Origin of the sequence: Streptomyces sp. NPDC046197 (assembly GCF_040646295.1) — a bacterium.
In the GTDB taxonomy this organism is placed as follows: domain Bacteria; phylum Actinomycetota; class Actinomycetes; order Streptomycetales; family Streptomycetaceae; genus Streptomyces.
Map to the genome: position 1 here is coordinate 1 of NZ_JBEYZY010000047.1, position 20,650 is coordinate 20,650.

Annotated in this window: 22 protein-coding genes; 14 read left to right on the forward strand and 8 right to left on the reverse strand. The window is 69.0% G+C overall.

Features of this window, described 5'->3' with window-relative positions; translation table 11 throughout:
• Positions 1-269: 269 nt before the first annotated feature.
• A complete protein-coding gene (locus tag AB0A61_RS36565; RefSeq protein WP_361302485.1) occupies positions 270-1,994 on the reverse strand; it encodes a serine/threonine-protein kinase in 1,725 nt (574 codons plus the stop codon).
• A 682-nt stretch (positions 1,995-2,676) separates the two neighbouring features.
• On the opposite strand from AB0A61_RS36565, the gene AB0A61_RS36570 reads away from it, so the two are divergent.
• Both AB0A61_RS36570 and AB0A61_RS36575 read left to right on the forward strand, forming a co-directional pair.
• Positions 2,677-2,901, forward strand: coding sequence for a hypothetical protein (locus tag AB0A61_RS36570; RefSeq protein ID WP_361302488.1), 225 nt, complete (start codon positions 2,677-2,679; stop codon positions 2,899-2,901).
• 226 nt (positions 2,902-3,127) lie between these two features.
• Positions 3,128-3,811: a DUF4328 domain-containing protein gene (locus tag AB0A61_RS36575; RefSeq protein WP_361302491.1), complete on the forward strand. Its 684-nt coding sequence runs from the start codon at positions 3,128-3,130 to the stop codon at positions 3,809-3,811.
• A gap of 227 nt (positions 3,812-4,038) precedes the next feature.
• On the opposite strand, the gene AB0A61_RS36580 is transcribed toward AB0A61_RS36575, so the two are convergent.
• On the reverse strand, positions 4,039-5,178 hold the full coding sequence (locus AB0A61_RS36580) for a GH25 family lysozyme (protein ID WP_361302494.1): 1,140 nt from the start codon (positions 5,176-5,178) through the stop codon (positions 4,039-4,041).
• Between the two features lie 560 nt (positions 5,179-5,738).
• Between AB0A61_RS36580 and AB0A61_RS36585 the strand changes: the two genes are divergently transcribed.
• The 6 genes from AB0A61_RS36585 to AB0A61_RS36610 all read left to right on the forward strand — a co-directional run bounded on the left by AB0A61_RS36585 (position 5,739) and on the right by AB0A61_RS36610 (position 14,723).
• Positions 5,739-9,521 carry a helix-turn-helix domain-containing protein gene (locus AB0A61_RS36585; protein WP_361302497.1) on the forward strand — a complete coding sequence of 1,261 codons (3,783 nt, stop codon included), beginning with the start codon at positions 5,739-5,741 and terminating at the stop codon, positions 9,519-9,521.
• Positions 9,522-10,447: 926 nt separating this feature from the next.
• The gene (locus tag AB0A61_RS36590) at positions 10,448-11,680 is read left to right on the forward strand and encodes a cupin domain-containing protein (protein WP_361302500.1); all 1,233 of its coding nucleotides are present in this window, start codon (positions 10,448-10,450) and stop codon (positions 11,678-11,680) included.
• Positions 11,681-11,715: 35 nt separating this feature from the next.
• Positions 11,716-13,518: an ABC transporter ATP-binding protein gene (locus AB0A61_RS36595; RefSeq protein ID WP_361302503.1), complete on the forward strand. Its 1,803-nt coding sequence runs from the start codon at positions 11,716-11,718 to the stop codon at positions 13,516-13,518.
• Positions 13,515-14,117, forward strand: coding sequence for a hypothetical protein (locus AB0A61_RS36600; RefSeq protein WP_361302506.1), 603 nt, complete (start codon positions 13,515-13,517; stop codon positions 14,115-14,117). Before AB0A61_RS36595 ends, AB0A61_RS36600 begins: the two co-directional genes overlap by 4 nt.
• On the forward strand, positions 14,114-14,323 hold the full coding sequence (locus AB0A61_RS36605) for a hypothetical protein (RefSeq protein WP_361302509.1): 210 nt from the start codon (positions 14,114-14,116) through the stop codon (positions 14,321-14,323). The genes AB0A61_RS36600 and AB0A61_RS36605 overlap by 4 nt, the downstream gene beginning before the upstream one ends.
• Positions 14,324-14,558: 235 nt before the next feature.
• On the forward strand, positions 14,559-14,723 hold the full coding sequence (locus AB0A61_RS36610; RefSeq protein WP_361302512.1) for a hypothetical protein: 165 nt from the start codon (positions 14,559-14,561) through the stop codon (positions 14,721-14,723).
• A gap of 94 nt (positions 14,724-14,817) precedes the next feature.
• On the opposite strand, the gene AB0A61_RS36615 is transcribed toward AB0A61_RS36610, so the two are convergent.
• Positions 14,818-14,997: a DUF6207 family protein gene (locus AB0A61_RS36615; protein WP_361302613.1), complete on the reverse strand. Its 180-nt coding sequence runs from the start codon at positions 14,995-14,997 to the stop codon at positions 14,818-14,820.
• Between AB0A61_RS36615 and AB0A61_RS36620 the strand changes: the two genes are divergently transcribed.
• Together AB0A61_RS36620 and AB0A61_RS36625 are read left to right on the forward strand one after the other, a co-directional pair.
• Positions 14,971-15,261: a carbamoyltransferase N-terminal domain-containing protein gene (locus AB0A61_RS36620; protein ID WP_361302616.1), complete on the forward strand. Its 291-nt coding sequence runs from the start codon at positions 14,971-14,973 to the stop codon at positions 15,259-15,261. The two genes, AB0A61_RS36615 and AB0A61_RS36620, sit on opposite strands and share 27 nt — an antisense overlap.
• Positions 15,262-15,339: 78 nt before the next feature.
• Positions 15,340-15,516 carry a carbamoyltransferase C-terminal domain-containing protein gene (locus AB0A61_RS36625; RefSeq protein ID WP_361302619.1) on the forward strand — a complete coding sequence of 59 codons (177 nt, stop codon included), beginning with the start codon at positions 15,340-15,342 and terminating at the stop codon, positions 15,514-15,516.
• A 327-nt stretch (positions 15,517-15,843) separates the two neighbouring features.
• Here the strand turns inward: AB0A61_RS36625 and AB0A61_RS36630 are convergent, their stop codons facing one another.
• The 4 genes from AB0A61_RS36630 to AB0A61_RS36645 form a co-directional block, all read right to left on the reverse strand.
• Positions 15,844-15,990 (reverse strand): hypothetical protein, encoded by a 147-nt coding sequence (locus AB0A61_RS36630; RefSeq protein WP_361302515.1) that lies wholly within the window; start codon positions 15,988-15,990, stop codon positions 15,844-15,846.
• Between the two features lie 37 nt (positions 15,991-16,027).
• Complete coding sequence (locus tag AB0A61_RS36635) at positions 16,028-16,462, reverse strand: DUF2267 domain-containing protein (protein WP_361302518.1); 435 nt, start codon at positions 16,460-16,462, stop codon at positions 16,028-16,030.
• A gap of 65 nt (positions 16,463-16,527) precedes the next feature.
• Positions 16,528-16,923: a DUF2267 domain-containing protein gene (locus tag AB0A61_RS36640; protein WP_361302521.1), complete on the reverse strand. Its 396-nt coding sequence runs from the start codon at positions 16,921-16,923 to the stop codon at positions 16,528-16,530.
• A gap of 100 nt (positions 16,924-17,023) precedes the next feature.
• Positions 17,024-17,455 (reverse strand): Hsp20/alpha crystallin family protein, encoded by a 432-nt coding sequence (locus tag AB0A61_RS36645; RefSeq protein WP_361302524.1) that lies wholly within the window; start codon positions 17,453-17,455, stop codon positions 17,024-17,026.
• Positions 17,456-17,583: 128 nt separating this feature from the next.
• Here AB0A61_RS36645 and AB0A61_RS36650 point away from each other — a divergent pair, with 128 nt between their 5' ends.
• From AB0A61_RS36650 to AB0A61_RS36660, 3 genes are all read left to right on the forward strand, one after another.
• Positions 17,584-18,240, forward strand: a complete 657-nt coding sequence (locus tag AB0A61_RS36650) for a type III effector protein (protein ID WP_361302527.1) — start codon at positions 17,584-17,586, stop codon at positions 18,238-18,240.
• A 61-nt stretch (positions 18,241-18,301) separates the two neighbouring features.
• Entirely contained in the window at positions 18,302-18,439 is a 138-nt protein-coding gene (locus AB0A61_RS36655; protein WP_361302530.1) for a hypothetical protein, read from the forward strand.
• Between the two features lie 427 nt (positions 18,440-18,866).
• Positions 18,867-19,046: a hypothetical protein gene (locus AB0A61_RS36660; RefSeq protein WP_361302533.1), complete on the forward strand. Its 180-nt coding sequence runs from the start codon at positions 18,867-18,869 to the stop codon at positions 19,044-19,046.
• A 131-nt stretch (positions 19,047-19,177) separates the two neighbouring features.
• Here the strand turns inward: AB0A61_RS36660 and AB0A61_RS36665 are convergent, their stop codons facing one another.
• A complete protein-coding gene (locus tag AB0A61_RS36665; protein WP_361302622.1) occupies positions 19,178-20,125 on the reverse strand; it encodes an alpha/beta hydrolase in 948 nt (315 codons plus the stop codon).
• Between the two features lie 128 nt (positions 20,126-20,253).
• Between AB0A61_RS36665 and AB0A61_RS36670 the strand changes: the two genes are divergently transcribed.
• Complete coding sequence (locus AB0A61_RS36670) at positions 20,254-20,649, forward strand: helix-turn-helix domain-containing protein (protein ID WP_361302536.1); 396 nt, start codon at positions 20,254-20,256, stop codon at positions 20,647-20,649.
• Position 20,650: the final 1 nt, after the last annotated feature.

The window sequence follows — 20,650 nt, forward strand, 5'->3', positions numbered from 1 at the left end:
CCTCGTCTCGGCGATCGGATTCACGCTGCCGACCAGGCGCGTTGACCGTCCGCGGCTCAGCCGGAACTGCCTAGGAACTTCCGGCGCAGGACACTGGGCGCCCGCACCTGTGCCACCGCACGGCACCGGCTGGCCGGCAAGAACCCTTCCAGGAGGAATGGCGACGGCATTACCCGCTCTTCCCGCGCCTGCTGATCGTCCTCGACGGCACCGGCCCGACCGGCATCAAGGCCCGCAGCCACGCCCTGCACGGCGAGCGGCTCGCGCCGTCAGGGCGTCGACGGCTCGGACGCGGTGAAGCGCTCGAAACCCGCGTGGAAGGCCGTACCCTGCGGGTCGGTCGCGCTGTAGTGGAAGGCGGCCACACCGCAGCCCCGCTCGTCGAAGGCGGCTCCGGTGTACGAGGCGACCCGGGTGCCGTCGACGGCGAGCTCCACCTTGATCCGGCCCTCGCCGGCCGAGGAACAGGTCATCGACATGTCGACCTGCTGCTGACTCTCCACTCTCAGGCCCAAGTCCGCGAGGTCGACCTCGACGACCCGGTCATGCTGGAAAGTTCCCTTGAACCGGAACTCTCGGACGATCACGGCCTCCTGACCCGTGGTCAGGTAGGTCGCCCAGCGTGAACCCTTCCGGTAGTCCCCCGAGCCGTTGCACCACAGCCCGACCCCGCCCTCGCCCCCGTACCATTCCGTCTGGGTGCTCAGGCGTACCGCGAACGAGGACGGCTCGAAGGGCGCCTGCGGCCATACTTCCAGCTCGGTCCTGGGATCCACCAGCATGGTCCCGCCCTTGTGCGTGATCTTCGCCAGAGTCGGGTCCTTGTACGACCAGTCGCCCGAGTCGGTCAAATCATCGGTGTACGAGCGGGGTTGGGAGCTCACGGAGCTCTTGGATCTCCCGGACGACGAGGACGCGGAGGCCGGGCCATGGGCCCGCGGGGCGCCCTCCGTCGTCGATCCCCCCAGGTTGGTGCTGAGCACGATGGCAAGCAGCACTGCCACCGCGGCACTACCGGCCGCGAACCCCCACAGCCGCAGCTGCTTGACGCTCGTGCCGGGGCTGGCGCCGCCGCTCCCATCTCCGGGCGGTTGTGGTGGCTGTGGCTGTCGCTGCGGCGTACCCGACTCCGGCTGCGCGCTCTCCGTCCCCTCCGGCGCCCCCGCGAGCCGGGAGACGAGCTGGGCAGCGGTGGGACGTTCCGCCGGGTCCTTGCGCAGACAGTCGGCGATGACCGAATGGACCGGCTCCGGCACCGCCGTGAGATCCGCGTCACGCTCGCATACGGCGACGAGCACTTCGTAGTCGCTCTCCCCTTCGAAGGGATGCCGCCCCGTGGCGGCGAAGTACAGTGTGCCGCCCAGGGAGAACACATCGGAGGCGCCGGTGACCCGCAGCGACTTGACCTGCTCGGGCGACATGTACGCGGGCGAGCCGAGCACACTGCCTGGTGTGGTGAGCGCCGACTCGAGCAACCGGCCGTCGCGGGCGATACCGAAGTCGATGATCCGCGGTCCGTCCGGGGAGAGCAGGATGTTGGACGGTTTGATGTCCCGGTGCACGACACTCACCCGGTGCACCTGCGCCAATGCGTGCGCGACCGACAGCGCCAGGGACTGGAGCCGCCCGGGGGGTAGCGGGCCGTTGGCGGCCACATGCTGGTGGATCGTGGGACCCGGGACGAACTCGCTGACGATGTACGGGTGTCGCCCGGACAGGTCGGCGTCGAGCACCCGCGCGGTAGCCAGCTCACCGACCCGGCTCGCCGTGCCGAACTCCCGACGAACGCGAGCGAGCGCGACCTCGTCGTATTCCTTGCCCGGCAGCAGGAATTTCACCACGACCTGCCGCCCCGCCCGGTCCCGGGCGAGCCACACCACACCTTGCCCGCCCCGGCCGAGCTCGCGCTCGCAGACGTACCCGCCCACCGGCAACTGCATCCGCGGATTCATGCCCCCGCCCCCCAGCCTCGCCCCCGGTTCATGGCTGCTCATGGCTGCCCTCCAGCGTATCGACTCTCCGGGCCGTGACAGGCCTCTTGGCGGGGGCTCCTGCAAGCAGGAGTCTCAAGTCAGGATGCCGGGCGATCCCGGACGGTGCCGTTCCGCACCGCGACCCCGCGCATGAGTCGCGACGACATCGCCCGCGTCGCGTAGGCCATCCGCGATCTTGCCGCCGTGGTCCAGCAGGCCGACCCGGCCGACAAAACCCGCATGACGCCCTCGTCTCCCTGCCCTGCGGCCTCATCTGTTGGAGACGCCTCAAGAAAGCCCGCCGCCGCGCACAGGCGAACCCTGTGAGGGCACGAACCACCCTCCACCCGGCTTCGGACCCTCACCCTGTCCGGCAACACCCCCTCTTGGTTCAGTATCGGTTGCGTAGCGTGCCGCCCCGCCGGTGCGGAGTTGGACAGAGGCATAGATCTGGACACTCGTGAACTGCGTGTGAAGGTCTTTGGCTGTCTGTGGGTTCCTTGTGATGAAATGACATAGACCACAGAACCGATCTGTGCCGCTTTGAGACTTAACGGCCGTTGGTATCCGATGGCGCAAGGCGCGTACGGATGTTTGAATTTGACGTCTCCGTGGCTGCACCGCTACTAGGCGTTGCGGCAGTGCCCGTACTGACCAGGGGCCGGTCGACGGATTCAACGCATAGCTGAAAAGGGGGATTTGCATGAAGCGGGAGGGCGGATCGCCGCCATCGGTACGGCTGCAGCAGCATGTGCTGCCGCACTCATTGCCGCCACTGCCCCGAACGCCACCGTACTGCTCGCCGGTGGCGGTGGTCGATGGGCAGCCCGGCTACACGGTCGAGGACTTCAACTACCCGAACTCTGACCGGATCAAGGAAGCGAAGGGAATCCCTCAGCGCGGCGATGGACTCCCCGTCACCGGCTGACCCCACACATCTGCGCCGACTCCCGCACACCGCAGCGCATCACGTTTCGCCAAGCGAGCTCATCGCCCCCTTGTGTCGCGGTCAGTGCGGTCCAACTCGGGCTTTTGCGTTCGCTCCTTGTGTGCGCTGGTCGCGGACGTGCTGTCACCTGCCATGCCGACGCCCGCGCGCAACGAAGCCCCTGTGCTCTGTGAGCTGACCATCCTCTTTCTAGGAGTGCCCTTCCATGTTCTCCAGCCCTGCCGAAGCACCGCCTCGCGGACCCGTGGTCAGACCACTTGGTGGCCTGGCACAGGCCGTCATCGTGCTGCTGTGCGTGGACGCCGGTCTCGGCCTGTTCTCGGTCTACGCCGACCTCAACTCCTACCTGGCAGCGGGCAACGTCCTGTCCATCACACAGCAGGACGCGCGGCATGCCGATACCGCGTACCAGGTGTCAGGTTTCTTGCAGATCTGCGGAATCCTCGCTACGGCAGCGGTCCTCATTCCCTGGTTCTACCGAGCCCGCGTCAACGCCGAAGCCTTCTCCCAAGCGGTGTGCACCAGGGGCCGGGGGTGGGCGATCGGCGCATGGTTCGTACCCGGCGGCAACCTGTGGCTCCCGTTCCGCGTCGCATGCGAGATCTGGGACGCCAGCGCACAGTCGGCACCCGACCTCTCCTGGCAGCATGTCTCCCGCACGCCCGTACGAGCATGGTGGGCAACCTGGGTAGCGGCGGCTGCGGTCGGCAGAGTCGCCGCCGTCCTCGACCGGCACGCGTCCCTGGACACCCTGCGCAACGCCGCCGCAGCGTACGCTCTCGCTGACGTGCTGAGTATCGTGGCAGCTGTGATGGCGATCCTCTTCGTCAAGAAACTCACGCGCATGCAGCAGACAGGGCCCGCAACCTTCTCGGTGACTCCCGTCTGACGGGACGAGGACCAGCGCCCATCGTGGGCCCGAGCCCAGCGGCGCGCCACTGCAACCGTCCCCACACAAGCTTCGGGTGTCGACCTACTGGGCGGTCGGCCTTGTGCCCGGGCCGACGGGGCCGTGGTGACGGCCTGCCGGGGCCAGAAACGGCGGGATTGCCCTCGTCCACGTGTGGTCCAGCGCCGACCGCGCTTGAGACTCCGACTCCTTTGACCGCGGCGAGGTCAATTGACCAGCGCGAGCCATGTCTTGGGGTCGACGATGCCGTCGGCGGTCAGTTGGTTGCGTGTCTGGAATGCGACCACGGCGTCGTGGGTGGCGGACCCGAAGGCACCGTCGACCGACAGCGCGGCACCGTGCGCATTCAGTTCGGACTGCACCGCGCTGACCGCCGGTCCGTGGTCACCCTCCTTGACGGTGCTGATGAGGGCCTGCCATGTCTTGGGGCCGACGATGCCGTCGGCGGTCAGTTGGTTGCGTGTCTGGAATGCGACCACGGCGTCGTGGGTGGCGGACGCGAAGGCACCATCGACCGACAGCGCCGCACCGTGGCCATTGAGCAGGTACTGAACCGTGGCCACTTGTCGGCCGGTGTAGTCCTGCTGGATGACCGGCCATGCGCCGGCCGGTGGCGGTGTTGGGGGTGTGTAGGTGCCGTTGGCGGCGAAGTTCCGCAGGTCCTGCTGCGTGCCGTTGAACACGTCCTGGTCTCCGGGGAAGGTTCCGGAGTCCGATGTCTGCCAGATGGCGTACCTCGACCAGCCGCTGGGCAGGGGGTACGGGGTGCCGGTCCAACTGCCGGTCCAGAGTAGGTTGGTGGCGGCGAAGGCGGAGGAGTTACCGGTGCACTGCGACCACCACGACGCGTTGGTGTTGATCACCGGGTGGCGACCTGTGCGGTGCCGGTACTCGCGGTCGAACGCGGCGATCCAGTGGACCGTCGCACTCGCGCTGACACCGTAGCAGGTGGGCAGGCCGGGAGTGGCCTCGATGTCCAAGACGCCGGGAAGGGTCTTGCCGTCCGGCTGCCAGGTGCCTCCGTGGTCGACGAAGTAGTCGGCCTGGGCGCTACCGGAGGACTTGTCCGGCCTGGCGAAGTGATAGGCGCCGCGGATCAAGCCGACCGCCGCTGCACCGTCGTACTGTTGGGAGAAGCGAGAACTGATGTAGGAGGTGCCCTCGGTCGCCTTGACGTAGGCGAAGGAGGCTCCGTCGGCGGCCACCGCGGACCAGTCCACCGTTTCCTGGTAGGCGCTGACGTCGAGCCCTCGCACAGTGGTGTCGGTCGCCTGCCGCCCCGGAGCCGCCTGGGCCGTCGCCGATGCCGCAGCCGGGGTGGCGAGCAGTGCGGCCGTGACCGTCACCGCAGACAGCGTGCCGAGCAGTCCCGCCCGCACGCCGCGTCTGACACGGGGAGAAGCCTTCCCCTGCTGCCGGGGGTCTTTGCAAGCATGTGCCATCCGTGGATTCCTTTCACTTGTTCGCCCGATGCGACGCTTGACGTAGCGGAGCTCCTCAGACACTCAGCCAGGAAGGTCATCTCCCCGTCTGCTTCTGGGACGTGTGCCGGCCGCGCCCCATCACTGCTGACCACTGCCGGCCTTTGGGGCGCTGCCGTCGCCGTTCCCGTCCGTGGTCCCGGCATGACGGTCCCCTTCTTGAGCGGTGGACGCGTCGCGGCCCGGCCCCGCCCTACCGCAGCGGGCACCGCCGACGTGTCGACTGCCGCCGGCCCCGTCCCATGTTTCTGCGTCCGCCTGTTGTTGCGCAGCCTCGAATTGCCGTGTGAAACAAACGCCGAGGCGGCCGGTCGTGGCAGCCGCCCGGCTGAAACATGCTGCTCACGGATGCGGCTGTGAACAGAGCGGTGCCAAGGTTGTCCCTCACTGCTCGTGCACTGTCCGTGCTGACCGTGGGAGATGGGATGGGTCGCCGCGAGAGCCCGCTGGATCCGTCGGTTGGGCCGGTCCAGCGTTTCGCGTTCGAGTTACGCAAGCTGCGCCAGGACGCGGGAGGTCTGACCTACCGGGACATGGCGCAGCGCACGGACTACTCGGTCGCCACGTTGTCGAGGGCGGCCGCGGGTGAGCAACTGCCGTCTCTCGCCGTGGCGCTGGCCTATGTACGGGCATGCGGCGCAGACCTCGACGAATGGGAACAGCGCTGGCGAGCGGCGGCCCAGGAAGCGACCAACGAGCTGGAGGACGCCGACGACACCGCCGCCCCCTACCGGGGCCTGACCCGCTTTGAACCCGCTGACCAGGACTTGTTCTTCGGGCGCGACCACCTCGTGGCTCAACTGACCGAACGCGTACGCACCCGCCGTATGGTCGCGGTGGCGGGTGCCTCGGGCAGCGGCAAGTCCTCGCTGCTGCGCGCCGGCCTCATCCCTTCCCTCCGGAGCTACGAATCACCGGATGGTCGGCTGGCAGCCATTCGGATCCTCACTCCAGGGCCACGCCCGGTATCCAGACACGCGCAGGCGTTGGCGGCGAGTGAGGAACCCGGTGACACGGTGGTCGTGGTCGACCAGTTCGAGGAACTGTTCACCCTGTGCACCGACCCCGCCGAGCGTGCCGCCTTCCTCAACCTCCTGGTCACGGCGGTGGACCCGGAGAGCAGACTGCGTGTGGTGATCGCGGTGCGGGCGGACTTCCTCAGCCGCTGCGCCGAGCATCGCCCGCTCGCCGCCGCCCTCACCGACGCCACCTTCCTGGTCGGCCCCATGGGACCGGCCGAACTGCGCGACGCCATCGTCAAACCCGCCGCCGCCGCGGGGCTGATCGTGGAGCGCACGTTGACGGCGAGGATCGTCGAGGAGGTCGCCGAGGAACCCGGCGGACTGCCGCTGATGTCCCACGCTTTGTTGGAGACCTGGCGCCGCCGCAAGGGCCGCACCCTCACGCTGGCTGCCTACGAGGCTGCAGGCGGTGTGCACGGCGCCCTCACCCGTACCGCTGAGGAGCTGTACACCTGCCTCTCGCCGGAACGGGCCGAGGTCGCCCGGCGTATCCTGCTGCGGCTGATCACGCCCGGTGAAGGGGCTCAGGACACCAGCCGTCCCGCCGAGCACGCCGAACTGCGCGCGCTGAGCGCCGCCGGCCGGCCGAGCGACGCGGCTTCGGTATTGGAACAACTGGCCCGCGCACGGCTGGTCACACTCGACGGCGACATGGTGTACCTGGCTCACGAAGCGTTGATCACCGCATGGCCGCGACTGCAGTCCTGGATCGACGGCACCCGCGATCGGCTTCGGGCCCACCGCCAGCTCACCGAGGCCGCCCGCGCCTGGGACGCGCTCGACCGGGACACCGGGGCCCTGTATCGCGGTACCCGCCTCGCCACGGCCGAGGAGTGCCTCACCGGACATCGCGCGGACCTCACCCCGTCCGAGGCCGCGTTCCTCGACGCCAGCATCGCCGCCCGCGAGCAGGAGCGGCGGGCGGCGGCTCGCACCGCCCGGCGTATCCGGGCGCTGCTGGCCGCGGTGTCCGCCCTTCTCGTGCTCGCTTCGACGGTCGCTGTCATCGCCTTCCAGCAGCGCTCGCTGGCTCGCGCCGGCCGTGACCGCGCCGTGGCCGAGCAGGTGGTGGCCGAGGCGGGCCAGTTGAATGCGACCGATCCGTCCCTGGCGGCGCGGATGTATGTGGCGGCGCACCGGCTGCGGTCGGACCGTGAAGCCGCCGCGGGCCTGCTGGACACGCAGAACATGGCGCTTTCCTCCGTACTGCCCGGACACACGCAAGCGGTGTACGCGGTGGCGTTCTCACCGGACGGGCGCACCCTCGCCACCGGGGCCGGTGACGACACCATCCGGCTGTGGAGCCTGGCCGACCCCTCGCACCCCGTCCCGCTCGGCAAGCCACTGACCGGGCACACCAACTGGGTGTACTGGCTTGAGTTCTCCCCGGACGGCCACACCCTGGCCAGCGCGAGCCGGGATCGTACGGCACGACTGTGGGACGTCCGTGACCCGCTGCACCCGAGGGCCCTGGGCAGTCCACTGACGGGTCACAGCGACTTTGTCTTCTCGGTGTCGTTCAGCCGCGACGGGCGCACCCTGGCCACCGCCGGCCAGGACCACACCGTGCGGCTGTGGGACGTCTCCGACCCGGCGCACGCCAAGGCACTGGGCGACCCGCTCACGGGGGCGAGGGACGCCGTCGCCTCGGCCGCTTTCAGCCCGGACGGCCGGACGGTGGCGGCCCCCGGGCACGATCACCTGATCCGACTCTGGAACGTCACCGACCGGATGCGTCCGCAGCTGTGGCAAAAGCCGCTGAGCAACCCGTCCGCCGTCTACGCGGTCGCCTTCCGCCGGGACAGCCGGCTGATGGCCAGCGTCGGCGACGACCACAAGGTGCGGCTGTGGGACGTCTCGGACCCGGCTCACACGAAGCCGCTGGGCGAGCCGCTGACCGGCCACAGCGACACCCTGCTCGCGGTGGCGTTCTCACCGGACGGGCGGGTTCTGGCCACCGGTGGCGCCGACCACACCATCCGGTTGTGGGACGTCTCCGACCCGCTGCATCCCGCTCCCCTCGGGCAGCCGCTGATCGGCCATACGGGATTCGTCAACTGGCTGGCGTTCAGTCCCGATGGACGGTCGCTGGCCAGCGCGAGCGACGACTACACCGTACGGCTGTGGCATCTGCCGCGCGCCGTCCTGGCCGGCCATCTCGGCAGCATCACCGGCATCGCGTTCAACCGGGACGGCCGTGTATTGGCCAGCGCGAGCGCCGGCAGGATACGGCTGTGGGATGTCCACGATCCAGCGGACGGCAGGCAGCTGAGCGAGCTGCCTGGTCAGCACCTCGCCATCCGGATGGCGTTCCAGCCGCGGGGTCAGTTGCTGGCGAGCGCCGACAATGACGGCACCGTGTGGCTGTGGGACGTCTCCACCCCGGGCCGCCCCCGGCAGGCCGGCCTGATACACACCGGCGGTGCCGACCAGGCCGATGGCGTACTGGCCTTCACTCCTGACGGGCATGTACTGGTCACAGGCGGCCCCAAGTACAGCCTGCGGCTGTGGAACGTCACCGACCCCGCACGCCCCGCGGCCCTGGGCAGCCCGCTGACCGGCCACATCAGCATCGTCCACTGGGCGGGCGTCAGCCCGGACGGTCATACCCTGGCCAGCACGAGCGAGGACGACAAGGTCCGCCTGTGGGACATCCGCGACCCGGTCCGCCCCAAGCCCCTGCCGGACATCCGCACAAGCGACACAGGCGGCACCTTGTGGGGCGCCTTCAGCCCTGACGGACGGCTGCTGGCCACCGCCGGCGTCGGCCACGACGTACGCCTGTGGAACGTCAGCGCCCCCGCGCACGCCTCAGCCATCGGCAGCTCGCTGACCGGGCACACCGGCCGGGTGACCTGGGTGGGTTTCAGCGCAGACGGCCGCACGCTGACCTCCGCAGGCGAGGACCGGAGCGTCCTGCTGTGGGACCTGACCGACCTCACTCGGCCGGCTCCCTGGGGCAGAGCGCTCACCGCAGGGCACACCGAAGCGATAGAGACGGCCGCGTACCGCCCGGACGGGCAACTTCTGGCCACAGCGGGACCGGACGGAACGATCGAGTTGACGTCCCTCGGACTCGGCCAGGCGATCCGGCGGATCTGCGCCAGCACCGGCGGTCAACTCACCCCGCTGCAATGGCGGAACTACATAAGGGAATTCCCGTACGCACAGCCATGCCGCGCCTGACGTGGTCTCCCACACGCCGCCGTCGCCCCGGCCCCGGGCTCGCGCCGGGGCGACGGCCGGTTGGCTCACATGACCTACTCGCTGACGCGACGAGATGAGGATCAGCGAATTTGGCTCTGTCCGCGTTCCAACGCGCTGCCTTGGTCTGTAGGCCTCCCGCGGGGCAAGGACCAGGCTGGGCCGGAGCGACACGGTTTCACGAGGGACGGCAACTGCTCGCCCGAGGCTGCCCGTGACAGCGTGGTCGCCGAATACGGCGTGCGCTGCGCCAGGGCCCGCTATGTCGGCCCGCCCGCTTCCTGACGCAGTTTGCGCAACTCGCCCCGCCCCGCGAAGTCAGCACGGCCAGTGGACCACAGCCTTTGCACCACTACGCGCCGACTGCACTTGTGACCAGCGTCTTTGAGCCGACAGCGGCTACCGATCGGCCACACCGATGTTTGTTTCATGCAGCGACAGGGACCTGCGCAACAACCAGTTGACCCAGAAACCTAGTACCTGGCCGGCACCGGAGAGGACACCGACGGTGCACCGGCAACCATCCGGCCCGCGCCGCGCCCTGCTCACCTACTGCGTGGGGGACAGGAGGAGAGGAAACCGGGCGGCGTAGCCAACCCGGTAGTGCGCAACCGCTGGCCGACTCCGAAGGAATCCAGCGATGCACACGCGCCGGATCGGTAAGACAGGCCACATTTTCCAGGACTGACAGGAGGGATGGAAATGGAGAAGTCGCTCGACGCATCGGACATCGTGGTCACCCACGGCAGCGGGATCGTCATGAGCCCGTTTCGACTGCAGTCCCTGGTACGCAGCGGACGACAACAATGCCAATGACAGCTGGCCGATCCTCGACACACGTGCGCTGTCGGGGCCAGGCCCTCCGGCGGGCCGCAGATGTGTCCGGAAAATGAAAGGGAGAATGAAAGGTGACGACTTCCTCGATAGAGATGGGCACCATTCCTTCGAAGCTTTCCGCCTCCACACTCGAGTGGCTCCTCCGGCCTGTCCCGCTGGCCGACTTCTGGAGGGAGTACTGGGAGCGTCGGCCGCTGGTTGTCCACCGCGACAACCCGGGTTACTTCGCAGAACTGCTGACCCTGGATCAGGTCGATCAGGCGTTGTCCCTGGCAGGGGTGGGTCTGGAGAACATCCGTGTGGTGGTGGACGGCGAGGAAACGCCGGTGTCGCAGCTCGGTGCCGGCCGGGGCCCCAACGGTCTGACGAACTCGCTGGAGGCGCTCTACACGCGCTATCGGGAGGGCTCGACGGTCGTGGTCAACTCGCTGCAGGACCGGTGGGAACCACTGCAGCGGGTCGCAGCGGCCCTGGGGAGCGAGTTGGGCGCGCGGGTGCAGATGAACATCTACCTGACGCCCCCGCATTCGCAGGGCTTCGCTCCGCACCATGACACCCACGATGTGTTTATCGCGCAGGTGCACGGCAGCAAGGCGTGGCGACTTGCCGAAGCGTCCTACGAGCTGCCGTTGGCGAACCGGCCGTATGACAAGTCGCAGGCGGCGCCGGAGCCGACGCAGGAGTTCGAGTTGCAGGCCGGGGACCTGCTGTACCTGCAGAGGGGGACGGTCCACTCCGGCGCCGCCAACCAGGCGGCGTCGCTGCATGTGACGCTCGGGATCCACCCGGTGCTCTGGGCGCAGGCGCTGCAGGACGCGCTCTCGCAGCTGGCCGCCGAGGATGTGCGGTTCCGCCGTTCGCTCCCCGTCGGGTTCGCGCTGGACCCGGAGATGCGCGAGCAGACGGAGGCAGGATTCGCCGAACTGCTGGACGCGCTGGGCGCGCAGCTGTCGCCGCGGGAGATGACCGCCCGGGCGGTGGAGCGGGTGACCTCGATCTCCGCACCGCTGCTGCGAGGCCACTTGCTGGACCTGGAAAACCTTCCGCACACGGGCCCGGACACCCCGCTGCGCCCACGGCAGGGCCTGCAGTGGCAGCTCACGCTCGCGGACGAAGTGGCCCGGCTGCACTTCCACAACAAGACCGTGCAGTTCCCCGCCTCGGTGGCGGAGGAGGTGCGCTGGGCCGCCGAGCACGAAGCGCAGTGGTTCACGGCGAACGCGATCCCCGGGGACCTGGACGAGGCCGGTCGGATCACGTTGGTGCGCACGCTGCTCGCTGAGGGCTTCCTCACCTTGCACTGACCGGGTCGGCAACGTGCGAGGCGGAGAGGGAGCCCATGAGTGGTTCGAGGCCGACATCGGGTCCGGTAGCGGGCGTCCCAGTGCGGAGGATCCTGGGGTTGCTCGGCCCGTATCGGGCCCGACTGGGGCTGATGCTGGCCCTGGTTGCGGCGTCGTCGGTGCTGGCGATGGTGCCGCCGTTCCTGTTGCGGGAGATGTTGGACCGGGCGCTGCCGCATGGCCGGACCGGGCTGCTGAGCGTGCTGGCGGCCGGCATGCTGGCGGTCGTGCTGGTCTCCAGCGGGGTGGGCGTATGTCAGTCCTACCTGTCGCTTGGCGTCGGTGAGCGCATGATGAACGACCTGCGGATCGCCGTGTATGCGCGCTTGCAGCGGATGCCGCTGGCGTTCTTCACCCGGACCCGCACCGGTGAGATGCAGTCCCGGATCGCCAATGACATCGGCGGGATGGGATCGGTCATCACCACGCTGTCCGGGAGCATCGTCGGCAATATCACCACGGTGGTATCCAGTCTGATCGCCATGCTCGCCCTCGACTGGCGGCTGACGATCGTCTCGCTGCTGATGGTGCCGGTCTTCGCGTTGATCAGCCGGAACGTTGGCAACCAGCGACGGGCGGTCACGCGAGAGCGCCAGAAGCAGATGGCGGTGCTGTCGGTCATGATCGAGGAGTCGCTGTCAGTGAGCGGTTTCCTGCTGGGCCGGGTCATGGGCCGTGCCCACACGCTCATCGAGCAGTTCACCCGCCAGTCCAGCCATCTGACTGAGTTGACGATCCGCTCAGCCACGACCGGGCGATGGCGGGCGGCGTCGATGCAGATCATCATGGCCGCGATGCCGATCGCCATTTACTGGGCCGCTGGGCTGACCGGCCACCACGGCCGCCCGGCGGTCTCCATCGGCACGCTCGTGGCGTTCACCACCTTGCAGCAGGGGCTGCTGGGGCCGACGGTCTCCCTCCTGGGGGTCGGTATCACCCTGCAGAGCTCGCTCGCACTGTTCGAGCGGATCTTCGAGTACCTGGATCTGCCCGTCGAGATGTCCGAGCCCCAGTACCCGGTGCCTCTGCGCCGCCCCCGCGGGCACGTCCGCCTGGAGAACGTCGGCTTCACCTACGGCGGCCTACCGGTCCTGCGCGACATCACCTGGGACATTCCCGCCGGCAGCCATGTGGCCATCGTGGGCGCCACCGGCGCGGGCAAGACGACCCTTGGCTACCTCGTCCCCCGACTGTACGACGCCACCAACGGTCGCGTGACCATCGACGGCGTCGACATCCGGGACCTCGACTTCGCCACCCTGGCCTCCATCGTCGGCGTCGTCTCCCAAGAGACCTTCCTGTTCCACACCACGATCGGGGACAACCTGCGCTTCGCAAATCCCCACGCCACCGCCGAAGACGTCATCGCCGCGACGAAAGCAGCCCACATCCACGACCTCATCGAAAGCCTGCCGGACGGCTACGACACCATCGTCGGTGAGCGCGGCTTCCGGTTCTCCGGCGGCGAAAAACAACGCCTGGCCATCGCCCGCACCATGCTGCGCAACCCGCGCGTGCTGGTGCTCGACGAAGCGACCAGCTCCCTGGACACCCACACCGAGCGCGTCATCCAGCAGGCCCTCGACACACTCGCCCGCGGGCGAACCACCATCACCATCGCCCACCGCCTGTCCACGGTCAAAGAAGCCGACCAGATCATCACGCTCAACCAGGGACGCATCGTCGAACGGGGAACCCACGCCGACCTTCAGGCACACGGCGGGCTCTACGCCGCTCTGCTCGCCGAGGACAACGCCCAGCGCCCCAACCAGAGCTACGCCCCGAAGGAACATCGATGACGGAGACGACACCTATATGCTTCCTGCTCGCCTACGACGCCACCTGCGGCACCTGCCGAAAGATCTCCCGCGAGGTCGCACACGCCTGCGACGGCCGACTCGGCGTCGTCCCGCTCGACCACCGAGACATCCGGCAATGGCGTGCACAAGCACTCGGCGCAAACGCACCCTGGACACCGACCCTGATACGGATCCACCACGGCCACGTGCGCGCCTGGACCGGCCCTGCCATGGCCGCGCCCCTGATCCGCAGACTCGGACCACGACGCATCATCCGCGTGGTGTGCGCGCTGGGCCGGATACGCAACGACGAGAAGCCCACCCTCCAGGCGGCGCGCCTGCCCCTGCTGTGGGCCGGCGCCCTGACCGCCGCACGGTTGCTGTTCACCGGAAAACCCCCGACGGCCGCCGCCCGGGAAAACAGCGAGGCGGCCCACTGGGCCGCCGCCCACCGCGACAACCTCCCCAGAACCTACGACGCCGTGACGGCGTACCCTGTCGCCTACCAGCGGCTATTTTCGACGCCTCGCCACCCGACATTCAAAGCCGCCTGTGGATCGAGGCTCTGGGACGAGACGGGGCCTCCCGCACCGGCATGACCAGCGCGCAAGAAGACGTCTACGCCCGCGCTATCGAACTTGCCAGTGACCAGCGCCTGTTCACCACGGCCCCAGAGACACTCCCCGAACTTCACCGGCGCTTGACCGACCTGCACCGGAACGCTTTGCAGGCGTTCGGCCAAGCGAGCGCCTGCCGCCTGCTGCTGGCTCTGGGTACCACCAAGCCACACCAAACGCCCCGGTGAAGCTGCGTCCGGCACCCCCTCGGCTCTCACAGGGCGGTTCGAGAGTTGATGTCCGTCACGGCCGCATCACCGAACGCGGCACCCACAGGGAACTGCTCTCGGGCCACTCCGCAGCTCTGTCGGCGCGCAGGCGCAACCTCACGGAGTCCGCGGAACCCTGATCGGCAGATCGCCGACCAAAGCATCTGACAACACATGACCCCGCTCACGAAGCTGTCGAGAAAGGGAAAACCTCATGGCAAAGTCGCTCTCCGACAATGACATCACCGTCGTGCGGCCGGAAGGAATGCTCAGCCCCGCACACGACCCGAGCCGGGGCCGCTACGACGACAACGACCGCAACGACGCGGGATTTCAGGACCATCACCGCACCACCGGGCCGTGGGACGACATGGACTGACTCAAATCGATTCGCGCCCCCAGCGTGCCGGGGCCTCGTGTGGCACCGTGGACGCTGGCCTGGTCCGTCACCGCCCGTGGTGGCGGACCAGGCCTCATTGCGTGCTGGACGGCTCGGCCCCGGCCGCGCCAGGCAGGGGGAAGGCCTGCCGGGGACCGGCATACAGGCGGATACGTACGCCGGGCTGACCCGGATCCCGGATCGTGCGGTCGGCCGGCGCGGTCGCCCACATCTGGGCAACGGCGTTCTGGCTGTACTCGGACTCGCACGGCAAGCGCGGGAGCTCACCGGCTCACCGAACCTGTGCATGGTCGGCGGCGTTGCCCTCAACTGCCTGGCCAACGGCTTGCTCCAGCGGGAGAACCTCTTCGAGAATCTCTGGATCCAGCCGGCGGCCGGTGACGCCGGCGGCGCCCTCGGCGCGGCACTGCTCGGCGCTCACGCACTGTTGGCGACACCGCGCGGCGTTCCGGCCGACGCCCCCGACTCCCAGCGTGGCAGCCTCCTCGGCCCGAGCTACTCGGCCGACACCTTGTGAACGACGCCGGCCGAGCTCGGCTGCGCCTACGAGGAAGTCAGCGACCGGGGCAGGCGCGCAGCCCGCATCGCCGACCACCTGGCGTCCGGAGACGTCGTCGCGCTCTGCTCGGGTCCCATGGAGTTCGGCCCGCGCGTCCTGGGGAGCCGGTCGGTCATCGCGGACCCGCGCCGGGCCGACACGCAGTCCCGCCTCGACCTCAAGGTCAAGTTCCGGGAGTCCTTCCGGCCGTTCGCCCCAGCGGTGCTGCCGTAGGCGTGCGGCGACTGCTTCGAGTTCGAAGGCGACAGCCCGTACATGCTCATGATCGTCCTGGTGCGCAGCGAGCGGCGTGTGTCCACCAGCCGCGGCCGGTGAGGACCTGCTCGCGATGGTCCGCCAGGTCCGCAGCGACATACCGGCTCTCACTCATGTCGACTACAGCGCCAGGTTGCAGACGGTGGGCGCGGGCGGCAACCCGCCGGACCGAGGAGGCAGACCGGTGGGTCATCCTGGTGGCCGCCGACGCCCGCACCGCCCGCGTCGCCGCACATCCGGCGCCTCGAAGCCGGCCTTCTCAGTGAGGTCCTGGGCAGAGCAGGTCTAGCGCGAGTCCGGCAACGGCGGCCCCGGCGTCGAACAGAGGCCGGGATCGCCACCGTCGGACAGCAGTTCGTCGACCTGGAGCTCAAGCTCCAAAACCGTGACGACGACCTCGCTGCCGGCCCGCGCCGCCAACCGGGAGCTCATGGCCCAGCTCAACCGCCACTCGACTGACTGACCAGGGCTACGCAGCAGGGGTGAGTTCGGCGCGGCCGAACAAGAGCGCGTAGCCGGAGGGGAGCTGGCGCAGGATGCGGGTGAGGAGATCGGGACCGGCCAGGGCTGCGACGACGCAGAGGACGGATCCGGTGTCCCAGCGGGTGGTGGCCAGGGAGGCGCCGGTGCGGGCGGCGAGGTCCTTGACAAAGGCCCAGCCGGTCAGCGGCTGGGTGTCGGGGATCTGGGCAGTGAAGATGCATGCGGCGTCGAGGGGGAGGCGGGCGGCCAGTTCGACGCGTTCGTCGCCGGTCAGCTGGCGTCCCAGTCCGGCGAGGACGAGGCGGACGGCTTCCTCGGCCCTCTCACGGGTGGGGTAGGCGCCTTCGTAGCGGACCTTCTCCAGCATCTGCTCGTAGGCCATCGCGTAGGAGTGCTGGAGCGGTGCGCGCCGGTCGGACATTACGGTGGTTGCCTTTCTGTCACCGGGGTCGTGGTGGACGGTGTGCGGTCACCGGGGGTGGGTGGTCAGGAGGGCTGGGGGCGGCCGAAGAGGAGGTCGTAGCCCGCGGGGAGCTGGAGCAGGATCTCCATGAGGAGGTCGTCGCCGGCTGCGTCGGCGACCGTGGACAGCACGGCGCTGACGTCCCAGGCCGCGGTCTGCTCGGTGGCCCCTTCGATCCAGGCTGCGGTCGCCCGCACGAACCGCTCCGGCGGCAGCGGCTCGGCGCTCTGCAGCGGATTGAGAAGGATCAGGGCGAAATCTTCCGGTAGACGCGCCGCCAGCCGCGCGCGGACTTCGCCAACCAGGTGCGCGCCCAGCAGGGCGAGCACCACGCGGGCCACGCGCTCGGCCTCTTGCAGGGTGTCGTACTCGCCGCGTTCCTTCACATGGTCGAGGAACGCTTCGCGTCGCACAGTCACGTCGGCCGCCACCCTTCCTCGGTCCACGGGGCGCGGAGGACAGGCAAGGTGGAGATCAGATACGCGTCCTCCGCCGCCGTTCAGCCCCCGTCTGTCCGGCTCAGCCGGAGATCTCCTTGCGGCCGGATCCGGCGCCGATGGCGATCTTGCGGGGCTTGGCGCGCTCGGCGATCGGGATGCGCAGGGTGAGCACGCCTGCGTCGTAGTCGGCCTGGATGTGCTCGGTGTCCAGCGTGTCGGCGAGCACGAGCTGGCGGGAGAAGACGCCCAGCGGCCGTTCCGACAGTTCCATCTGCACGTCGTCGGCCTTCGTCACGGGCCGACGCTCGGCCTTGACGGTGAGCATGTTCCGTTCGACGTCGATGTCGATCGCCTCGGCGCTGACGCCGGGGATGTCGAAGGCCACCACGTACTGGTCGCCCTCGCGGTAGGCGTCCATCAGCATCGGGGACGGCCGCGACCAGGTGCCCGGGCCCATCAGATGCTGCGCCAGCCGGTCCAGCTCACGGAAGGGGTCAGTGCGCATCAACATTGTGAAAACACCTCCAGCAGGTTCGGGCAGTTGCTGCCAATGCGCCTCACTGACACCGTTGTATCATGTCATCCAATGGATGACAAACACGATGTCGTCCACAGGATGACGACCTGAGGGAGGTGCCCATGACCTTGGCCGACCAGCCGGGATCGTCCAGCGCCGACGCACAGAGCCCGGCTTCGTTCCTCGCCGCCGCGGCAGCCCTTCAAGCCATAGACGACGCCCTGCAGGCCGCCCGGCACGAGGTCCCCGGCAGTGCCGAGACTCACGACGTCGGCCCGGAGCAGGCCCTGGCCTCTCTTCTGCTGCTGCGGCAGGTACGCGAGCAGCTCGCCGGCTGGGAAACCGGCCTGATCGAGACCGCTCGCCAAGCGGGTGCCAGCTGGGCCGACCTCGCCCACCCCCTCGGCGTCGCCAGCCGCCAGGCCGCCGAACGCCGCTACCTGCGGGGCCGCCCCGGTCCCGCCGGAACCACCGGTGAACAACGTGTCCAGGCCACCCGTGAACGCCGCGCCGCCGAACGCGCCACCGCCACCTGGGCCCGCCGCAACGCAGCGGACCTTCGCCGCATCGCCGGCCAGATCACCGCCCTCACCGACCTGCCCACCGCTGCCCGCCTACCGCTCAGCCGACTCCACGCGGCCCTTGCCTACGATGACCCCGCTGCCCTCATCCACCCCCTCAACGCCACCCGCCCCCACCTCGTCCCTGCCCACCCCGACCTCGCCGCCCGGCTCGATGCCCTCACGGACTCCGCCACGAACCCGGCAGCTCCCGGCTGACTGGATTTCGCAGAGCGACGGACTCGTAGGGCAGGGCCCGGAAGGGCAGCTCGTGCGGCGCGTGAGCCGGTTGGTCATCGGCGTGATCGAAGGCCACGTGATCGAGAAGAAGTTGTGCGCGGGCGAGGTGGACGCCTCCGGGCGGGCTCAGCCGGCCGGAGCCGGAACGGGAGACAGGGCTGACGTCGTCGCAGGCTGACGCCGGGGTGGCGCGGCTCCGGGAGCGACTGCGGCACTGGGGGCTTGGAGAGCCGAACGGGTCGGCCGGGTCAGCCTGCGGGTCATCAGGCTGATCGCCGCACAGGTGATCAAAGCCTCGCTGTGCTGGGGCAGCCGCTCGTGGCCCCGCGGGTCGCTACTAGGACTTGGTCAGCTTCACTCGTGAGTGGCGCGTCTGGCGGCGTCTGGTCGTCGTTGTGGTGGTGTGACACCTGGGGAGATGGCCGAGGTCCGGGGGACCTGGAGGCGTTCACGGCGGAGTTGTTCGACGGGTCCTTCCGTGCTGACCAGCGGCGTTGGGGACAGGCGTCGCTGCACAGTCCGGCGTTCGCGGCCATGTGGGCCAGGTGCGAGGTACGGCCCCGTACCAGCGAGGACAAACACTGTGGCACCCGCTGGTGGGTGAGATGCGCCTGCACTATGAAGTGTTCAAGGTCACCAGTGCGGTCGGCCGGCAACTGTTCGTCTACTCAGCGCAGCCGGGCACGCCCGGTGCCGACGCGCTGATGCTGCTGCGCAGCCTGGCCGGTGACACGCTCACCGACTACCCCCGCCACCGACGCCGAGGGGCACATCCCGCCCACTGAGAGCGTGGGCTGCCTCAGCCTGATGTAGGCCGGCGGCACGAAGAACCGGCCGGTGCAGTTCGCCGAGGTTCTTGGTGAAGAGCGCGCCGGGGGTCTCGCTCAGCGCCCCCTCCATGACGCGCGTTTCGGCTTCACGCACTTCCCCGCCGCGGTCGGTGAGCCGGTGACGTATGGCGCGCCGACGCCGCCGTGCACATGTCGCCTGCCAGGAACGGCTGGAGCAGCGTGAGCAGCGCGTCGGGGCGGTCAAGCGGGATGATGTGACCGCAGTCCTCGATGACATAGCCGGTCAACTCGTCTGTGAGAGGACGCAGTTGCTGTTCGAGGGCGGCACCGACGGGGTGTGCTCCGATGGCCATGACGGGCATCGTGAGCCGAGCCGTCATGACGGCGTCCTGGATCTGCCGGGCGCTGGCAGGCACAGCGCGGTAGTAGGAGAAGGCGCGGCGCAGGGCATCCTCACCGGTGTAGGCGGAGATAAATTCCTCGCGGAGCGCGGTGGGGATGCCGCGGCCGAGCGTGCCCTGGTCGAGGAACCAGCCGATGTACCGGTCCTCGTGGCCCGGCAGCACGGATTCCGCGAGGCCCGGCTCGGAGTGGAAGCCGAACCACCACCGGGGTCCGCCCGTTCCGAGGTGGCCGGAGCTGGAACTGTCGCTGGTAAGCCCGCCGAGAAGCGCCTCCATCAGCACCAGGCGCCGGACGACGTCGGGCCGGTGCAGGGCAAGCAGGAAGGCGGGAGGGGCTCCTGCGTCGATGCCGACCACCGCGGCTTCCGTCACCTCGAGTGCCTCCAGCAGGCACTCGACGTCTCGTACGAGAGTCGCGGCGTCGCATTCCTGTGTCATGCCTGTCCCCTGGCCGGTGCTCAGCCACCGCATGTTCGGTGCGATCACCTGGTGGTGCAATGCCAGCGGGCCGATGACCTCCCGCCACAGTTGCCAGGTGTGCGGAAAGCCGTGCAGCAGCAGGAGGGCGGGGCCCTCGCCGGCGAGGGCGACGTTGAGCGCCACCCCGTTGACGGACACGGTGCGTATCTCGACATCCGGGTCCGCAACCGTACCGGTGGTGTGCTGGATGGGGGACGGCTTCGGCGGGTGGGTCTTCACATCAACTCCAGGGCGGTAACTATTGGTTACAAGCTGAACGTAAGCGACTAGAGTCGAGTGGCCAAGACCGCACTTGCACGGAAGGTGGTGAGCTGCAGGTGACCACTCGGCCCACAGGTTCTCCCGCGGCACGCGGCGACCTCTTCGATGCGGCCTGCCCTACGCGTCGGCTGCTCGACCGGATCGGTACGAAATGGACGTCTATGGTGATCAAGGTGCTGTCCGAGGCTGCCCCGCAGGAGGTTCGTTTCGCCGAGCTCCAGCGCAGGATGCCGGGCGTGTCGCAGAAGATGCTGTCGGCGACCCTCCAAAACCTCACGCACGACGGCCTGGTCTCCCGGCGTGTCGAGCCGACCGTTCCCCCGCGTGTGCACTATCGCGTCACCGGGCTTGGACTGTCCCTGGAGGAGCCGCTCGCCGCGTTGCGGTCCTGGGCCGAGGAGCACATGGCCGAAATCGACGCCCACCGCCGTCATCGAGCCGAGCCGGACTGAC